Genomic DNA, 16,278 nt, shown 5'->3' on the forward strand with positions numbered 1-16,278 from the left:
CCGCGCTGCCGGTCCGCGCCGGGAGAGCAGCGGCGACAACCCGCGCCGCGGCGGCGCGCCGCGCCAGGGCACCGGCGGCGGGCGCGGTGGTGCTCCCCGCTCCGGCTCCGCGCGTTCCTCGCGGGACACCGACTCGCCGCGCATCGAACCGCTCGGCCGCGACGGCCAGCCGGCCCCGAAGCGTGTGTCGCGCACCGTCGGCCGCGGCAAGGCGGCCACCGACAACCGCCCGTACCAGGACATCTGGGAAGAAGAAGAGGGCGACCCGAACTGGGCGGCCAAGCTCGACGAACCCAAGGAGGGCGAGCGCCTGCAGAAGGTGCTCGCGTCCGCCGGGATCGGATCGCGCCGCGCCTGCGAGGAGCTCATCGAACAGGGCCGGGTCAGCGTCGACGGCAAGGTCGTCCAGGTCCAGGGCAAGCGCGTCGACCCGCTCACCGCGGTGATCCACGTCGACGGCCAGCGCGTGATCGTCGACGACCGCATGGTCTACATGGCGTTCAACAAGCCCACCGGCGTCATCACGGCGATGAGCGACGACAAGGGCCGGCTGAACATCGGCGACTACGTCCAGGACCGGGAGACCCGGGTGTTCCACGTCGGGCGCCTGGACACCGAATCCGAGGGCCTGCTGCTGCTCACGAACGACGGCGCGCTCGCGCACCGCCTCACCCACCCGTCCTACGGCGTGCTCAAGACCTACCTCGCCGAGGTGCCGGGCCCGATGAGCAGCGACGTCAAGAAGCGGCTGCTCGAGGGCGTCGAGCTCGAGGACGGGTTCGTGAAGGTCGACGACTTCCGCGTCGTGGACAACCTGCCCGGCAAGCTGCTCGTCGAGGTCGTCATCCACGAGGGGCGCAAGCACGTCGTGCGGCGGCTCCTCGAGGAGGTCGGGCACCCGGTCAGCCGGCTGGTGCGCACCGCGATCGGTCCGGTGCAGCTGGCCAACATCAAGCCCGGCAAGGCGCGGCACCTGAGCCAGGCCGAAATCGGCCAGTTGCACTCCCAAGTAGGGCTTTAGACCCCGTCGGCTAGGCTTCGCCTAGCCGACGAAAGGGAAGTGCCGGTGGCGGTCAGGGCCCTGCGTGGAGCCATTCAGGTCGACGAGAACTCGCGTGACGCGATCCTCGAGGGCACGACCGAGCTGATCAAGGCGGTAATGCACCGCAACACGATCACGCCGGACGACCTGATCAGCGTCATCTTCACCGCCACGCCGGATCTGGACGCCGAGTTCCCGGCGTACGCGGCCCGGCTGCTCGGGTTCACCGACGTGCCGCTGCTCTGCACGACCGAGATCGGGGTGCCGGGGGCGATGCCCCGGGTGCTCCGGTTGCTGGCCCACATCGAGACCGAGACCCCGCGCTCCGGCCTGCACCACGTGTACCTGCACGGCGCCGCCGCGCTCCGGAGGGACCTGCCGCAGTGACGTCCCCGGCGGTCCGGGCGGTGGCGCTCGGCGTGATCCTGTTGATGTGCGTGGGGTTCCTGCTCACGTACGGGGTGCCCGAGCCCGCCGAACTGCGTGCCTACGTGGCGCAGGCCGGCCCGTGGATGCCGTTCGGGGTGGCCGGCATCGCGGTCGTCACGTCGGTGCTGATGGTGCCCCGGGGTGTTCCGGCGCTGCTGGCCGGGCTGCTGCTGCCGGCCCCGGTCGCGGTGGTGGCCGCGCTCGGCGGCATCGCGCTCGGGGCGTCGGTGTCGTTCCTGCTCGGCCGTTGGCTCGGGCGCCCGTTCCTGTCCGGGCGCACGGAGGCCGCCGGGCCCGACGCGCGGCTCACCCGGCTGCAGTCCTGGCTCGACCGGGACGGCACCCGCGCCGTCGTCTACGCCCGGATCCTGCCGGTCTTCCCGTTCGGTCTGCTCAACTACCTGTTCGGGGCGACGACGGTCAGGATGCTGCCGTTCGTGCTCGGCACCGCGGCCGCGATCGTGCCCAGCACGACCGCGTACGTGCTGGTCGGTGCGTCCGCCGATCATCCCGGTTCGCCGGCGTTCTTCCTGTCGGTGGGGCTGGTGGCGCTGGTCGGTGCGCTCGGTCTGGCCCACGCCTGGTGGAGCCGCCGACGGGGTCGCCGCATCGCGCCGCCCGAAGAGCCGGCCACCCCGGCGCTGTCGGCCGGCCGGTAGCAGCGCCGCCCGGTCCTGGTGCCGCGCCCTCTCGGGCCGGGCCAGAAGCGCGAATGGCCGGTTTGCGGGACGCGGGAGGCGGTGCCCGGCCCGGAGACTCGGATCGCCCCCTCCACGGGGCGCCCACCACCGAGTCCGAGGGACCGCCATGACGCTGACCGACACCGCCGACCGCGCGGGCTGGTACGACCGCCTGTTCGCCGCGATCTACGACCCGTTCCTGGCGCTCGGGGAGCGCCGGGGGATGGCCGCGCGCCGCCGCGATCTCCTGGCCGGAGCGGTCGGGTCCGTGCTCGAGATCGGCGCGGGCACCGGGTTGAACCTGCCGCACTACCCGGAGACGGTCACCGGCCTCACGGTGTCCGAGCCGAACGCGGCGATGCGCGCGGTGCTCCGGCGGCGGGTCGGCGCCGACGCGGTGCGGGTCTCGCCGGCCGCGGCCGAGGCGCTCCCGTTCGCCGACGACACGTTCGACACCGTCGTCAGCACGCTGGTGCTGTGCACCGTCGAGGACCCGGTGGCCGCCGTCGCGGAAGTGCGGCGGGTCCTGCGCCCCGGCGGCCGGTTCCTGGTGCTGGAGCACGTGCGCGGCGAGCACGGCAGCCGGTTGGCGCGCCGCCAGCACCGGTTCGCCGGCCCGTGGGAGACGTTCGCCGCCGGGTGCCGGTGCGACCGGGCGACCGCCGAACTCCTGGACGACGCCGGGTTCGCCGTTCCGGCGCTGCGCCGGGAGCGGTGGGCCGGCATGCCGTCGATCGTCGCGTCGCTGGTCGTCGGCGCGCTCACGGTTCCCGACCAGGGCGCGTGCTGACCGGTCAGATCAGGCCGAGGCGCACCGCGGCGGCCGCGGCGGCCGCACGGGACGGCTGGTCGAGCTTGCGCCGGATGTTGGCCACGTGCCGGTGCACGGTGTGGCTGCTCAGGAACAGCTCGGCCGCGATCTCGGAGTCGCTGCGCCCGGCCGCGACCAGCCGCAGCACCTCCCGCTCCCGGGCGGTGAGCACGTCCCCATCGCTCTCGGTGAGAAACGGGAGCAGCGCGTCGAGGACCGCCCCGGAGTCGCCCAGCCACGGCGGGTGGTTGCTGCCCTCCAAGGGGACGAAACGAGCGCCGGGGATGCCGGCGGCCACCTCGCGGCCCAGCGCGAACGGGATCGCCCGGTCGTGGCGCCGGTGCAGCACCAGCGTGGGCGCCCGTACGTCGGCCAGTATCCCGCGGAGGTCGGCGTCGTAGACCGACGCCAGCACCGCCGCCGCGGTCTCCGCGTCGGTGGCCTCGCGCTGCAGCCGTGCGAACGCGTCGCGCACCCGGCTGTCGACGTCGGGCATCCAGACGTCGGCCAGCAACCGTGACCCCGCGCCCCAGTGCGCCCGGACGGTGGCGAGGATCGACGTGCGCAGCGCCTCGGGCGCCGTGCGGGCCCCCTCGGCGTACCCGCCGAAGAGCGCCAGCCGGGTCACCCGCCCGGGCCGCGCGGCCGCGTAACCCAGCGCGGCGCACGCCCCGATCGAGAACCCGAACACCGCGAACGACGCCAGCTCGAGCTCGTCGACGAGCGTCGCGAGCACCGCGGTGTCGTGCTCCACGCCGGTGCCGCCCCGCGGCGGACGGTCCGACAGGCCGCACCCGAGCCGGTCGTACCTAACGACCCGGTGCGTGCGTGCCAGCGCGGTCACGAACGCGCGGAACTCCGGCACCTCCCAGTCGCGCTCCAGGTGACTCACCCACGGCGTCGGCAGCACCAGGGGAGGCCCGTCGCCGACCTCGGCGTACGCCACCCGGCCCCCAGGCACCGCCCGGAAGCCGATCCGCTGGCCACTCACCCGAGGGACTCGCCGAGCCGGTCCAGGAACGGGAGCTGGCCCTTGACGAGCTTCTCGCGCGCGGCGTCCAGATCGAACCAGCCCACCCGATCGAGCTCCGGGAACTGCTGGATGCGCCCCGACTTCGGCGGCCACTCCAGCTCGAACGTGCCCGGGACGACGTCGGCGGGGGAGAGGTCACCCTCGACCGCCCAGACCGTGACGGTCTTGCCGCCCGACTGCTTCACCTCGCCCAACGGCAGCAGCGGACCCTCCGGCGCGGGCAGGCCCAGCTCCTCGGTGAACTCGCGGCGAGCCGCCGCCTCCGGCGTCTCGTCCGCCTCGTACTCGCCCTTCGGCACCGACCAGGCCGCCGCGTCCTTCTTGGCCCAGAACGGCCCGCCCATGTGCCCGAGCAGCACTTCGAGCCGGTCACCGGCCGTGCGGTACAGGAGCAGCCCCGCGCTGCGCTTCGCCACCATGCGGTCAGTCTGCCCGCCCCGGCAACCCGTTCGTAATAACAAGCCCAGACGAGTGTTGGGAACCGAACGTTCCGGTCGTCACGCCGCCGATCGAACATGCCTGGCTTTCCCGCGAAGCTAGTGGCACAGCAGGAACACACACTCTTTCTTCTTGGAGGCTGGACGACATGAGCGGCTGCTACGACTACTCGTACGACTCGTGCAACGACTGGGACTACAACGAGTGCAAGCCGCGCCGTCGCCGCCACCACAAGAAGCGCTACAACGACTGCTGGGACTACAACCCCTGCAGCTGATCTTCAACGCTCGAAGCCCGGAACGCTCATCGCGTTCCGGGCTTTTTCACGAGTGGTGCGCATCCCGCCCCGTTCGTCAGCGGCGCCCGCCGAACTGCCAGTTGCGCGCCTCGACAACGGCATGCCGATCCGCGGTCAGGAAAGCGCACGTCGCGTCCGGACCCGCGCCTCGACCAGGATTGCGGTACCCAGCCACGTGGCGCCGTCGTCCGACAGCAGCGGACCGTACGCGATCAGGTGGTCCGGCGCGGACGGCACGACCGCCGTTGTCCGCGAGCGTTGGGCCCGCGGGCGATCAACTGGTCCGCCTAGCCGTCCATGTAGGCCCAGTGCTCTTCGGCAACTCGTCGCGGAGTGTCCCGGAGCCAGGCCGGCCCCGAGGGAAGCAGAGAAACTCCATCGAGACGCGCCGCCCATGACAGACGCCGGCGGAGGCGGCAACGCGGACTGTCCTCACTGTGGCCACGTCTTCGGCGTAGCGGATCGGCAGAACGCGAGCTCGAACCCCGGGATCGTCAACGGACCGGGCGGCTGTCGGCCAACACCTCGCGGGCCACGCTCTCCGAGAACGCCCACTCGGCGGGGTGCCTCACTTCCTCGTCCCCGTCGTCCTGGACGTCGGGCTCGCGCTCCTCCCAGCGGGTCGCCCGCCCGGCGACGTACCAGCCGCAGGACGAGAACTCCGAGCCGTCGGACGAGACGCTGTGCACGACGAGGCCGGGATGCTGCGCACTGAGCGTGGCCCACACCGTCGAGGCCGGTGGGGACGGCGGCCTCCAGGCTCAGGACGTGCGCCGGGGACCACGGGACGGCCGGGCGGACCTGATCGCGGACCGCGGCCAGGACCGCCGGGTCGAGCGCGAAGAACGTGACGGTCGAGTCCGCGATGTTGGCCACCGCACCAGCGTGTCAGCACGGGCACCCCGACGGCAGACGCGCGGCACTCTGCTCCCGACTGCTGGTTTGCCGAACGCGTACGCCGGTTGGCTAGGTGGCGGATGAATAGACGTTGATGAGATTCCCGTCGGGATCGCGGAAAAGCATCGAGCGGTTGCCCCAGGGCTGGCTGGTCGGCTCCTGGACCCAGTCGGTGACGTGACCCGCAAGTCGTGCACGCACGGCATCGGTGTCCTCGACCTGGAATTCCAGGATCGCCGAACGGTTGGCCCGGGCCGACGCGGCCCCGTTGTTGTAACGGTTGACGCCCGCGGTGGTCACCAGCGCCAGGACCGACCCGTCGGCGTGCAGCTCGACGTAGTCCTCGCCACCGAAAGGGGTCACGGGTTCAGTGGAGAGAAGGACGCGGTAGAACGCCGTGAGTGCGGCCAGGTCGTCAGTCACCAGCCGTACCGATGCGAGCTTCATCTGAACTCTCCTTCGTCATTCCGCTACGCTACAGTAGCGTAGTGGAGTAGAGAGCGGAGTTCACTGGTGGCCCCCGACAGTCGCGTGCAGAAATCCAGAGCGGCGGTGCTCGCGCAGACCTACGAACTGCTGACCGAGGGCGGCATCGGCGGCGTCAGCATCGATGAAGTGGCCCGCCGCTCCGGCGTGGCGAAGACCACGATCTACCGGCACTGGCCGTCCAAAGCCGCGCTCCTGGTCGAAGCCTGCTCGACCATCGGCACCCCACCGGAGACGCCCGACACCGGAAGCCTCGCGGGAGACCTCACCGTCCTGACCGAACGGCTGGCCGAGCAACTGCGTACCGCCCGCTGGGCCGCCGTCCTGCCCTCGATCATCGACGCCGCCGAACGAGACCCCGACTTGGCCGGCCTGCACACCGCCCTCCACGCCGAAATCATGGAACCGTTCACCACGGTCACCGAACGCGCCCAGGCCCGCGGCGAGCTCGCGGCGAACCGGGAGCCGGCCGACCTCGTCGCCGCGATCGCCGGACCCCTCTTCTACCGGCGCTGGTTCTCCCGCGAACCCCTCGACGACGCGGTGATCCACCACATCGTCCGTGACGCACTCACCCAGGTCACGACCTAGCGACAGCTGGGGGACCCCGTGACACGCCCCAGATCCCAAACTAGAACGTGTTGCATCCCAACAAGAACGTGTTCTAAGTTGGATAGGTGTCCAGTCAGGTGTCCACGCTGCCCCGGCAGAGCCTCAACGCGCGTCAGACGCAAACGCTCGAGCGGCTGTTCGCGGCGGCGTCCGAGGTGCTCACCGAGGTCGGCCACGAGGCTCTCACCATTCGCATGGTCGCCGGCCGGGCCGGGGTGTCGGCGGCCACGGCGTACACCTACGTCGCGTCGAAAGACCACCTGTTCGCCGAGTTGTTCTGCCGCCTGCTGGCGGCCGACACCGGCCCGGCGCCGACCGGGGCCACCCCGACGGCCCGGCTGCAGGAGACCACACGTCACCTGGCTCTCCTGATCGGAACCTCTCCGGCGCTGGCCGCGGCGACGACCAAGAGCCTGCTGGGGGAAGACCCGCAGGTCCGGCGGTTACGGCTTCGGATCGGCGCGGCGTTCGTCGTCCGGTTCCGGGCCGCGCTGGGTGACGCGGCCGACCCCTGGGTGCTCGAAAGCGTGACGCTGGCTTTCTTCGGCGCGCTCCTGCAGGCCGGGATGGGGCTGGTCTCCTACGCCGACCTCGCTCCCCGGCTGGACCAGGTCGTCGCCGTGATCATGAAGGGCAACGCATGAGCGCCCCGGTGCTGGACCCCTACGACCACCAGCTGCAGGTGGATCCCTATCCGACGTACGCCCGGCTACGCCGGGAAAGCCCGCTCTACCACAATGCGGAGAACGATTTCTGGGTGCTCTCGCGCCACGCCGACATCGCCGCGGCGCTCCGGGCCGACGAGGCGTACAGCAATCGCATGGGCGTCTCGTTGGACGCCACCGCGTGGAATGAACACGCGCACACCGTCATGTCGTTTCTGGCCCTCGACCCGCCGGAGCAGACCCGGTTACGCCGGTTGGTCTCGCGGGGCTTCACCGCTCGCCGGGTCGCTCTGCTCGAACCGCAGATCCAGCGGATCACCGCCCACTACCTCGACCAGGCGCTGGCCGGCGGCGGCACGTCCTCGTTCGACTGGATCGCCCGGGTCGCCGGGACGGTGCCGATGGACGTGATCTCCGAGATGCTGGGGGTGCCGGAATCCGACCGGAGTGAACTGCGCCGGCTGGCCGATCTGCTGGTGGCACGCGAGCACGGCATCCGGGACGTACCCGCGGCCGGCATCGAGGCGTCGCTCGTCCTGTTCGACTACTACCGTGCGCACGTGGCGCAGCGGCACCGCCGCCCCACCGACGACCTCACCTCGGCTCTGCTCAGCACCGAACTCGAGGGTGACCGGATGACCGACGACGAGGTCGTCGCCTTCCTGTTCCTGATGGTGGTGGCCGGTAACGAGACCACGACGAAGCTGCTGGGCAACGCGCTCTACCATCTCACCGCCCGACCGGCGCTGCGCGACGAGGTGCTCGACGATCCCTCGCTGGTGCCGGCCTGGGTCGAGGAGACCCTCCGCTACGACGCCTCCACCCAGTTCGTCGCCCGGTACCTGGCCGAGGACGTGCTCCTGCACGGCGTGACCGCGCCGGCCGGGTCGCCGCTCCTGCTGGCGCTGGGCTCGGCCAACCGGGACGAGGCCGTGTTCGCCGAGCCGGACCGGTACGACCTGCACCGGCCGCCGAAGGAGCTGGCCCAGATCCTCAGCTTCGGCGGCGGGCGGCACTTCTGTCTCGGCGCGAACCTGGCCCGGCTGGAGGCCCGCGTGGTGCTGAGCGCGCTGTTGGCTCGCGTCCGGGCGATCGAGGTGGACCACACCGGCTGCACCCGCTTCTACTCCGCGAACGTGCGTGGCTTCGCCACCGTCCCGGTCACCGTGGAGGTGCGCTGATGGGCAAGTACGACCAGCCGGCCCGACGTCCGGCGGTGGTCACCGGAGCCTCCTCCGGCATCGGCGCGGCGACGGCGATCGCGCTGGCCGCGGCCGGTCACCCGGTGGCACTGGGCGCCCGGCGGCTGGACCGGTGCGCGGAACTCGCCGCCCGGATCGTCGCCGACGGGGGAGAAGCCACGGCCCACCCGGTCGACCTCACCGACCCGGGCTCGGTGGCCGACTTCGCCAAGCAGGTCACCGTCGCGCTGGGACCGATCGAGGTGGTGGTCTCCAATGCCGGGACGGTCGAACCGGGCACGGTGTACGAGGCCGATCCGGAGCGTTTCCGCGTCCAGGTGGACCTGAACGTGCTCGGCGCGCACCGCCTGGTCACGGAGTTCGTCCCCGGCATGGTCGAACGTCGCCGCGGTGACGTGGTCTTCGTCTCCTCCGACGTCGCCGTGCGCGCCCGGCCGTTCATGACCGCCTATGCCGCGGGGAAGTGGGGGCTGGAAGGCATGGTGGCCGCGCTGCAGATGGAGCTGGAGGGCCTGGGCGTCCGGGCCAGCCTCGTGCGCCCCGGCCCGACCTGGACCGGGATGGGCATGGATTGGAGCCCCGAGGACACCGCTCGCGTGATCGACGGCTGGGTCCGGTTCGGCCACGCCCGGCACTCGCATTTCCTTCGGCCCTCGGCGGTCGCCGACGTGATCACCACCGTGGTGAACGCTCCCCGTGGCGTCCACCTCAACCTCGTCGAGGTCAGCCCGGAGGCACCTCTCTCCGACCAGGAGGAGAAATGAGCGCCGACCTGCTCGCCGTGCCGGAGGTCTCCGGTCGCGCCCCGGACGACCTCGGTCACCTGCAAGAACTACGCACCGACCCGATCGGGCTGCTGCGGCGGGTCCGCGAGGAGTGCGGCGACGTCGGTCGGTTCCGCCTGGCCGCCCGTGACGTCGTCCTGGTCAGTGGCGCGGAAGCCAACGAGGTGTTCTTCCGCGCCCCGGACGAGGTGCTCGACCAGGCCGAGGCGTACCCGTTCATGACGCCGATCTTCGGCCGGGGCGTGGTCTTCGACGCCACCCCGGAACGCCGCCGGGAGATGCTCAAGAACCAGGCGCTGCGCGGCGAGCACATGAAGGCGCACGCGGCCACCATCGAGCGCGAGATCAACCGGATGGTGGCCGGCTGGGGCGACGAAGGCACGATCGACCTCCTCGAGTTCTTCGCCGAGCTGACGATCTACACCACCTCCGCCTGCCTGATCGGGCAGCGCTTCCGCGACGATCTGGACAGCCGCTTCGCCGCGCATTACCACGACCTGGAACGGGGCACCGACGCACTCGCCTACGTCGACCCGTATGCGGACATCGAGTCGTTCCACCGACGGGACCGGGCCCGGCTCGCGTTGGTGGCGATGGTGCAGGAGATCATCACCCGGCGGGCGGCGCAGCCCGCGGTCACCCGCGACCGGCGCGACCTGCTCGACGTGCTGGTCTCGCTGACCGACGAGGACGGCACCCCGCACTTCTCCGCCGACGAGATCACCGGGATGTTCATCTCGATGATGTTCGCCGGGCATCACACCTCGTCGGGCACGGCGGCCTGGACGATGATCGAGCTGCTGCGCCACCCCGAGGTGCTGTCCGAGGTCGTCGGGGAACTGGACGCCCTGTACGCGGACGGATCAGCGGTCAGCTTCCAAGCCCTGCGCGAGATTCCCCGGCTGGAGGCCTCGCTCAAGGAGACCCTGCGGTTGCATCCCCCGCTCATCCTGCTCCTGCGGGTGGCCCAGCAGGAGATCACGTTCGGCGGCCACACCGTCCCGGTCGGCACGATGGTCGGCGCGAGCCCGAAGGTCTCCAACCGCATCCCCGAGGACTTTCCGGAGCCCGAGCGGTTCGACCCCGGCCGGTATCTCGACCCGCGCCAGGAGGACCTCGTCCACCGCTGGACGTGGATCCCGTTCGGCGCCGGCCGGCATCGCTGCGTGGGCAATGCGTTCGCGATGATGCAGCTCAAGGCGATCTTCTCGGTGCTGCTCCGGGACTTCGAATTCACGATGGTCCAGCCACCGGACACCTATCGCGACGACTGCTCGAAAATGGTCATCCAGCTCGAGCAGCCCTGCCTCGTCAGCTACCGGCGCCGGGCCGGCCGGTGAGCGGCTGGCGCGTCGTCGCCGATCCCGACCTCTGCCAGGGCCATCAGATGTGCAGGCTCGACGCCCCCGAGGTGTTCGGCTTCGACAAGGCCGCCGACACGGTCGTCGTCCGGCGGGATGCCCCGGACGACGAGCTGCTGACCTCGGTGCGGACGGCGGTCGCGAACTGCCCGGCGATGGCGCTTTCGCTGCTCGAGACGGAGAGGGAGACCTGAGATGACGGTGTCACGGGCCGAGCTGGAACGGCTGTGGGCGGGCTGGCTGGCGGCCAACCGCGAGGCTGAGCGGAGCCGCGACTGGTCGCCGCTGGCCGACTTCTACGCCCCGGATGCGACGTACGGCTGGATGTACAGCCCGGACGACCACTTCATGGCCGTCGGCCGGGACCAGATCCGCCAATGGGCGCTGGGCACCGAGATGGCCGGGCTGGAGGGCTGGCACTACGACTACCAGGCCACCGTCATCGACGAGAGCAACGGCATGATCGTCGGTTTCTGGAAGCAGCGCTCCGGCATCCCCGACGACGAGGGCCGGGAGTACGAGATCCTCGGCATCGGCGGCAGCTGGTTCGGCGTCGAGCCCGACGACGCGGGCGACCTCCGGTTCGCCTGGCAGCGGGACTGGTTCGACCTCGGCTCCACCGCGCACACCTTCCTGTCGATCGTGAGCGCCGGCAAGGCACCGCAAGGCCTGCGCGACCGGATGAAGGTCGACGGCAAGTCCGCACCGGGCCACTTTTCCGCGGCGGGGCTCCCCTCGACGGTCTGGCCGCCGCCGGTGGAGGCCGGCCGGTACCGCGCTCACGAGGAGCCGGACGCGTGAGCGCGCCGCCCGCCCGTCAACTGATCGACGGCAAGCTGGTTCCGGCCCGTTCCGGCGCCACGTTTCCGATTCTCGACCCGGCGACCGGCGAGGAGATCGGCCACGCACCGGACGCGACGCCCGCCGACGTCGACGCGGCGCTGGAGGCCGCCCGCACCGCGTTCGACCGCACCGGCTGGGCCACCGACCTCGCACTGCGCGTCCGTTGCCTGCGCCAGTTGCACCGGGCGCTGGTGGAGGCCGGGCCGGTGATGCGCGCGTTGACCACCGCCGAGGCCGGAGCGCCCACGTTCCTCACCCGGGGGCCGCAGTACGACCTGCCGGTGGACGGCCTGCGCTGGGTGGCCGACCTGGCCGAGGGCTACGCCTGGGAGACCGACCTCGGAGTGGCCAGCCCGCTGGGCATCCCCACCCGGCGGACGCTCCGCCGCGAGGCCGTCGGGGTCGTCGCCGCGATAACGCCCTGGAACTTTCCCAACCAGATCAACCTGGCCAAGATCGGGCCGGCGCTGGCGGCCGGCAACACGGTCGTGCTCAAGCCGGCGCCGGACACGCCGTGGGTCGCCTGCGAACTGGGGCGGCTGGCCGCCGAGCACACCGACCTCCCGCCGGGCGTGCTCAACGTCGTGACGCCCGCGGACGACTCGGTCGCCGCGCTGCTGACCACCGACCCCCGCGTCGACCTGGTGTCGTTCACCGGCTCCACGGCCACCGGCCGGGCCATCATGGCCGCCGCCGCACCGACCCTGAAGAAGGTCCTGCTCGAGCTGGGCGGCAAGTCCGCCGCGATCGTGCTCGAGGATGCCGATCTCGCCGCCGCCGTCGGTGCCGCGGCGTTCGCGGCCACCGTCCACGCCGGGCAAGGTTGTGCGCTGACCACCCGCCTGCTGGTCCCCCGTGACCGGTACGCCGAGGCCGTCGAGATCGCCGCCGCGACGATGCGTGGCCTCGCGCCGGCCGATCCCGCCGACCGCCGCACGATCTGCGGTCCGGTGATCTCGGCCCGCCAGCGCGATCGCATCCAGGCCTATCTCGATCTGGCCGTTGCCGACGGCGGCCGGTTCGCCACCGGGGGCGGGCTCGATACGGCCAAGGACGGTGGCTTCTGGGTCCAGCCGACCGTGATCGCCGGCCTGGACAACTCCTCCCGCGTGGCCCGGGAGGAGATCTTCGGGCCCGTGCTCGTGGTGCTCCCGCACGACGGTGACGACGACGCGGTGGCGATCGCCAACGACTCCGAGTACGGCTTGTCCGGCTCGGTGGACTCCGGCTCGCTGGAGCGGGCGAAGGCGGTGGCGGCCCGGGTCCGCACCGGCACGCTCGCCGTGAACGGTGGGCTCTGGTTCGGCCCGGATGCTCCGTTCGGCGGCTACAAGCAGTCCGGTCTGGGCCGGGAGATGGGCGTGGCCGGCTTCGAGGAGTACCTCCAGATCAAGCTCGTCGCCGAGCCCGCGTGACCGAGGGGATGGCTATGCAGCGCTTCGAGGGCAAGACGGCGATCGTCACCGGTGCAGCGCGGGGCATCGGCGAGGCCTACGCGCGGGGGCTGGCCGCCGAGGGCGCCGCCGTGGTGGTGGCCGACCTGGCCGAGGAGGCCGGCGAGCAGGTCGCCGCCGGCCTGGTCAAGGACGGCGGCCGGGCGCTGTTCGTCCGCACCGACGTCGCCGACCCGGCGTCGGCCGAAGCCGTGGCCGAGCGCGCGGTGGCCGAGTACGGCGGGCTGGACCTGCTGGTCAACAACGCCGCGATCTACGGCGACATGGCCTTCGAACTGCTGCTGAACGTCGACTGGGACTACTACCGCCGGTTCATGGCGGTCAATTTGGACGGCGCGCTGGTGATGACCCGCGCGGCCTTCCGGCACATGAGGCGACGCGGCGGCGGCGCGATCGTCAACCAGAGCTCGACCGCGGCCTGGCTCTACTCCGGCTTCTACGGGCTGGCCAAGGCCGGAGTCAACGGGCTGACCCAGCAGCTGGCCCACGAGCTGGGCGGTATGGGCATCCGGGTGAACGCGATCGCGCCCGGCCCCACCGACACCGAAGCCACCCGCAAGCAGGCCGGCGAGGCGGCCGAGGCTCTCGTGAGCGCCACCGCGCTCAAACGGCTCGGTCAGCCGACCGACCTGGTCGGGGCCTGCCTGTTCCTGCTCAGCGACGAGGCGTCCCTGGTCACCGGGCAGATCCTCTGCGTCGACGGCGGGCAGGTGTTCCGGTGACCGGCCCGGTGGGGTTCGTCGGTCTGGGGACGATCGGCAAGCCGATGGCCCAGCGGCTGCTGGCCTGGCCCGGCGGCCTGGTGGTGTACGACGTCGCACCCGAGCCGCCGGCCGAGCTGGAACGCGCCGGGGCGAAGGTCGCGGGTTCGGTCACCGAGCTGGTCGGACAGGTAGGGCTGGTCGGTGTGATGGTCCGGAACGACCAGCAGGTCCGCCAGGTGCTCGCCGAGATGCTCCCGGCCGCTCAGCCGGGCCTGATCGTCGCGATCCACTCCACGGTGGCGCCGGACACACCGGCCGAGCTCGCCGCGGTCGCCGCGGAGCACGGGATCCGGGTGATCGACGCCCCGGTCAGCGGCGGCGGAATGGGCGCCGCCGACGGCTCCCTGGCCATTCTGGTGGGCGGTGACGAGGAGACGTTCGCCGCCGCCGAAGGCCCGCTGCGGCTGATGGGGCGGCGGGTCGTGCATGCCGGCCCGATCGGCGCCGGAACCCGGTTCAAGCTGGCCCGTAACCTGCTGCATTTCGTCGCGTTCGCCGCCGCGGGGGAGGCGGCCCGGCTGGCCGAAGCGGCCGGCTTGGACCTGATCGCGCTGGGCAAAGTGGTGCGCCACACCGATGCGATCACCGGCGGCCCCGGCGCGGTGCTGATTCGCGACACGACCGCGCCGGTGGCGGCGGACTATCCGTTCCGGGGGTCGCTCGAGCACGCCTGGACGCTCGGCGAGAAGGATCTCGGTTTCGCCGTCGAACTGGCCGACCGGCTCGGCGTCGACGTGCCGCTGGCCCGGCGCGCGCTGCGCGAGCTGGGGCCGGCCCTCGGGTTTCCGTCGGAAGGACAGGCATGACCGACGACACGCGCAACCGTGGTCTGCGGAAGATGGAAGAGGTCTACGGCTGGGACATGCAGGATGGGCCGGGCGAGTTCTTCCGCTACACCGCGGACCATCTGTTCGCCGAGATCTGGTGCCGACCCGGGCTGAGCACGCGTGACCGCAGGCTCCTGCTGATCGGCCTGCTGGCCGGCACCAACTCCGCCGACGTCCTGAGCATCCAGGTTCCGGCCGCACTGAAAAACGGCGAATTGGACGAGGCGGCGCTTCGCGAAATCGTCGTCTTCCTTTCCCACTACGCCGGCTGGCCGATGGGGGCGCGCCTCAACACCGTCGTCGAGGACGCCATCCGCACGGCTCGGAAGAAATGACCAGCCACTACGCGAGCCTGGATCGGGCGGACCTGGCCGTGCTCGTACCGGAGCTGCTGCTGTGCGGACAGCTGATCGACCGGTCCGGGATGGCCTGGTGCATTCAGGCGTTCGGTCGCGAGGAGATGGCCCGGATCGCGATCGAGGAGTGGGCGGCGGCCAGCCCGATCTACACCCGCCGGATGCAGCGGGCCCTGCGGTTCGAAGGCACCGACGTGGTCACGATCTTCAAGGGGCTCCAGCTCGACATCGGAGCTCCCCCGCAGTTCATGGACTTCCGCTTCACCGTGCAGGACCGCTGGCACGGCGCTTTCTCCCTGGCTTCCTGCGGTGCGTTGATGGACGTCGAGCCGATGGGGCCGGCCTACGTCACCTCGATGTGCCACGACATCGAGGATCCGACGTTCGACGCCACCGCGGTGGCCACCAATCCCCACGCCCGGGTGCGATCGGTGCACCGCCCGCCGCGCGCGCCGGCCGACCGGCAGCCGCACTGCGCCTGGACGGTGGTGATCGACGACGCCCAGCCACCGGCGGCCGAGACCGCGGGCTGCCGGGCGCTGCGCCGCAGCCGGGCCGCGGCCTGGGTCCTCGATCCGATCGACGACGCGGACGACGGCGCCGCCGACTACACCGGCCCGCTGCTCGGCGACGTCGACTTCAGCGCCTTCTCCCGCTCGGCGCTGATCCGGATCGCCGACGAGGTCGTGCTGCAGATGCACCTGCTGGCGCTGGGCTTCATGCGGGCACTCGCGGCGCGGACCGGCGCGGACGGGGTTCGCGAGATCACCGGCAAACAGCTGACCGGAATCGCCGGGCTCACCGCCGAACGGCTCCGCCGGGCCCTTCGCCTGGGCACCGACGAGGCGGCCGCCTTGAGGCTGCTGGAACTGCACCCGCTGCTCAACCCGGCCGGATACGTGCTGGCGGAGCGGGTCGGCGGCCGGCTCGAGGTCGCCCGGTCCCCGGCCCACGCCGACGGCGGCTGGCCCGCGCTCTGCGGACCGCACGCCGCTCGGCCCCTGGCCGCGATCGTGCGCGCGGCCGATCCCCGCTTCGACGTCGAGGTGGCCGGCACCGCGACCGACTGGACGCTGCGGGTGCAGGCCGGCGAGCGCCCGCACGCCGAGTTCGACGAGGTGGCGGTCACCCGGTTCAGCACCGGCGCCGACTTCCGCTTCCGGCCACGACGTTCGTTACCGGTGATCCCGACCTGACGTCGACCCTCGTCATGCTTCCCGGCCCTCGCCGGTGCCGCCGACAAGTTCCCGGGCTGACGACGGCCAGTCGGGGTATCCCGCACCGAGGTGGACCCG

The 16,278-nt window shown here is 71.7% G+C and carries 21 protein-coding genes and 1 pseudogene; 17 read left to right on the forward strand and 5 right to left on the reverse strand.

All coding sequences use genetic code 11. From position 1 onward, the window contains the following. The 4 genes from ABD437_RS18865 to ABD437_RS18880 form a co-directional block, all read left to right on the forward strand. The coding region (locus ABD437_RS18865) for a pseudouridine synthase (protein WP_344650177.1) at positions 1-1,021 on the forward strand (1,021 nt) is incomplete at its 5' end. Between the two features lie 45 nt (positions 1,022-1,066). Beyond that, positions 1,067-1,429 carry a chorismate mutase gene (aroH, locus tag ABD437_RS18870; RefSeq protein ID WP_035850714.1) on the forward strand — a complete coding sequence of 121 codons (363 nt, stop codon included), beginning with the start codon at positions 1,067-1,069 and terminating at the stop codon, positions 1,427-1,429. Further along, positions 1,426-2,130, forward strand: coding sequence for a TVP38/TMEM64 family protein (locus ABD437_RS18875; protein WP_344650178.1), 705 nt, complete (start codon positions 1,426-1,428; stop codon positions 2,128-2,130). Before aroH ends, ABD437_RS18875 begins: the two co-directional genes overlap by 4 nt. 148 nt (positions 2,131-2,278) lie before the next feature. Continuing rightward, positions 2,279-2,941, forward strand: coding sequence for a class I SAM-dependent methyltransferase (locus ABD437_RS18880; protein WP_344650179.1), 663 nt, complete (start codon positions 2,279-2,281; stop codon positions 2,939-2,941). A gap of 4 nt (positions 2,942-2,945) precedes the next feature. On the opposite strand, the gene ABD437_RS18885 is transcribed toward ABD437_RS18880, so the two are convergent. Together ABD437_RS18885 and ABD437_RS18890 are read right to left on the reverse strand one after the other, a co-directional pair. Then, positions 2,946-3,953: an alpha/beta fold hydrolase gene (locus ABD437_RS18885; RefSeq protein WP_344650180.1), complete on the reverse strand. Its 1,008-nt coding sequence runs from the start codon at positions 3,951-3,953 to the stop codon at positions 2,946-2,948. Then, entirely contained in the window at positions 3,950-4,414 is a 465-nt protein-coding gene (locus tag ABD437_RS18890) for an NUDIX hydrolase (protein ID WP_344650181.1), read from the reverse strand. Before ABD437_RS18890 ends, ABD437_RS18885 begins: the two co-directional genes overlap by 4 nt. 167 nt (positions 4,415-4,581) lie before the next feature. Between ABD437_RS18890 and ABD437_RS18895 the strand changes: the two genes are divergently transcribed. After that, a complete protein-coding gene (locus ABD437_RS18895) occupies positions 4,582-4,710 on the forward strand; it encodes a hypothetical protein (protein WP_344649990.1) in 129 nt (42 codons plus the stop codon). A 76-nt stretch (positions 4,711-4,786) separates the two neighbouring features. On the opposite strand, the pseudogene ABD437_RS43050 reads toward ABD437_RS18895, so the two are convergent. The 3 genes and pseudogenes from ABD437_RS43050 to ABD437_RS18905 form a co-directional block, all read right to left on the reverse strand. Beyond that, positions 4,787-4,950: pseudogene (locus ABD437_RS43050) on the reverse strand (YciI family protein); the annotation flags it as partial. 275 nt (positions 4,951-5,225) lie between these two features. Further along, positions 5,226-5,459 carry a hypothetical protein gene (locus ABD437_RS18900; RefSeq protein ID WP_344650182.1) on the reverse strand — a complete coding sequence of 78 codons (234 nt, stop codon included), beginning with the start codon at positions 5,457-5,459 and terminating at the stop codon, positions 5,226-5,228. A gap of 238 nt (positions 5,460-5,697) precedes the next feature. Continuing rightward, positions 5,698-6,075 carry a VOC family protein gene (locus tag ABD437_RS18905; protein ID WP_344650183.1) on the reverse strand — a complete coding sequence of 126 codons (378 nt, stop codon included), beginning with the start codon at positions 6,073-6,075 and terminating at the stop codon, positions 5,698-5,700. Between the two features lie 66 nt (positions 6,076-6,141). On the opposite strand from ABD437_RS18905, the gene ABD437_RS18910 reads away from it, so the two are divergent. The 12 genes from ABD437_RS18910 (at position 6,142) to ABD437_RS18965 (ending at position 16,179) form a co-directional block, all read left to right on the forward strand. After that, entirely contained in the window at positions 6,142-6,705 is a 564-nt protein-coding gene (locus tag ABD437_RS18910; RefSeq protein ID WP_344650184.1) for a TetR/AcrR family transcriptional regulator, read from the forward strand. An 86-nt stretch (positions 6,706-6,791) separates the two neighbouring features. Next, positions 6,792-7,370: a TetR/AcrR family transcriptional regulator gene (locus ABD437_RS18915; protein WP_344650185.1), complete on the forward strand. Its 579-nt coding sequence runs from the start codon at positions 6,792-6,794 to the stop codon at positions 7,368-7,370. Further along, the gene (locus ABD437_RS18920; protein WP_344650186.1) at positions 7,367-8,572 is read left to right on the forward strand and encodes a cytochrome P450; all 1,206 of its coding nucleotides are present in this window, start codon (positions 7,367-7,369) and stop codon (positions 8,570-8,572) included. The genes ABD437_RS18915 and ABD437_RS18920 overlap by 4 nt, the downstream gene beginning before the upstream one ends. Then, positions 8,572-9,357, forward strand: a complete 786-nt coding sequence (locus ABD437_RS18925; protein WP_344650187.1) for an SDR family oxidoreductase — start codon at positions 8,572-8,574, stop codon at positions 9,355-9,357. Before ABD437_RS18920 ends, ABD437_RS18925 begins: the two co-directional genes overlap by 1 nt. Then, positions 9,354-10,718, forward strand: coding sequence for a cytochrome P450 (locus ABD437_RS18930; RefSeq protein ID WP_344650188.1), 1,365 nt, complete (start codon positions 9,354-9,356; stop codon positions 10,716-10,718). The genes ABD437_RS18925 and ABD437_RS18930 overlap by 4 nt, the downstream gene beginning before the upstream one ends. Continuing rightward, the gene (locus ABD437_RS18935; protein WP_344650189.1) at positions 10,715-10,933 is read left to right on the forward strand and encodes a ferredoxin; all 219 of its coding nucleotides are present in this window, start codon (positions 10,715-10,717) and stop codon (positions 10,931-10,933) included. The genes ABD437_RS18930 and ABD437_RS18935 overlap by 4 nt, the downstream gene beginning before the upstream one ends. Before the next feature lies 1 nt (position 10,934). Then, positions 10,935-11,540, forward strand: coding sequence for a nuclear transport factor 2 family protein (locus tag ABD437_RS18940; protein WP_344650190.1), 606 nt, complete (start codon positions 10,935-10,937; stop codon positions 11,538-11,540). Further along, entirely contained in the window at positions 11,537-12,997 is a 1,461-nt protein-coding gene (locus tag ABD437_RS18945) for an aldehyde dehydrogenase (protein ID WP_344650191.1), read from the forward strand. Before ABD437_RS18940 ends, ABD437_RS18945 begins: the two co-directional genes overlap by 4 nt. Before the next feature lie 14 nt (positions 12,998-13,011). Continuing rightward, complete coding sequence (locus ABD437_RS18950) at positions 13,012-13,758, forward strand: SDR family oxidoreductase (RefSeq protein ID WP_344650192.1); 747 nt, start codon at positions 13,012-13,014, stop codon at positions 13,756-13,758. Then, on the forward strand, positions 13,755-14,606 hold the full coding sequence (locus ABD437_RS18955; RefSeq protein WP_344650193.1) for an NAD(P)-dependent oxidoreductase: 852 nt from the start codon (positions 13,755-13,757) through the stop codon (positions 14,604-14,606). The genes ABD437_RS18950 and ABD437_RS18955 overlap by 4 nt, the downstream gene beginning before the upstream one ends. Further along, a complete protein-coding gene (locus ABD437_RS18960; protein WP_344650194.1) occupies positions 14,603-14,962 on the forward strand; it encodes a carboxymuconolactone decarboxylase family protein in 360 nt (119 codons plus the stop codon). The genes ABD437_RS18955 and ABD437_RS18960 overlap by 4 nt, the downstream gene beginning before the upstream one ends. Next, positions 14,959-16,179 carry a hypothetical protein gene (locus ABD437_RS18965; protein WP_344650195.1) on the forward strand — a complete coding sequence of 407 codons (1,221 nt, stop codon included), beginning with the start codon at positions 14,959-14,961 and terminating at the stop codon, positions 16,177-16,179. The genes ABD437_RS18960 and ABD437_RS18965 overlap by 4 nt, the downstream gene beginning before the upstream one ends. The last annotated feature ends 99 nt before the right edge of the window (positions 16,180-16,278 follow it).

The organism is Cryptosporangium japonicum (genome assembly GCF_039524755.1).
Lineage (GTDB): Bacteria > Actinomycetota > Actinomycetes > Mycobacteriales > Cryptosporangiaceae > Cryptosporangium > Cryptosporangium japonicum.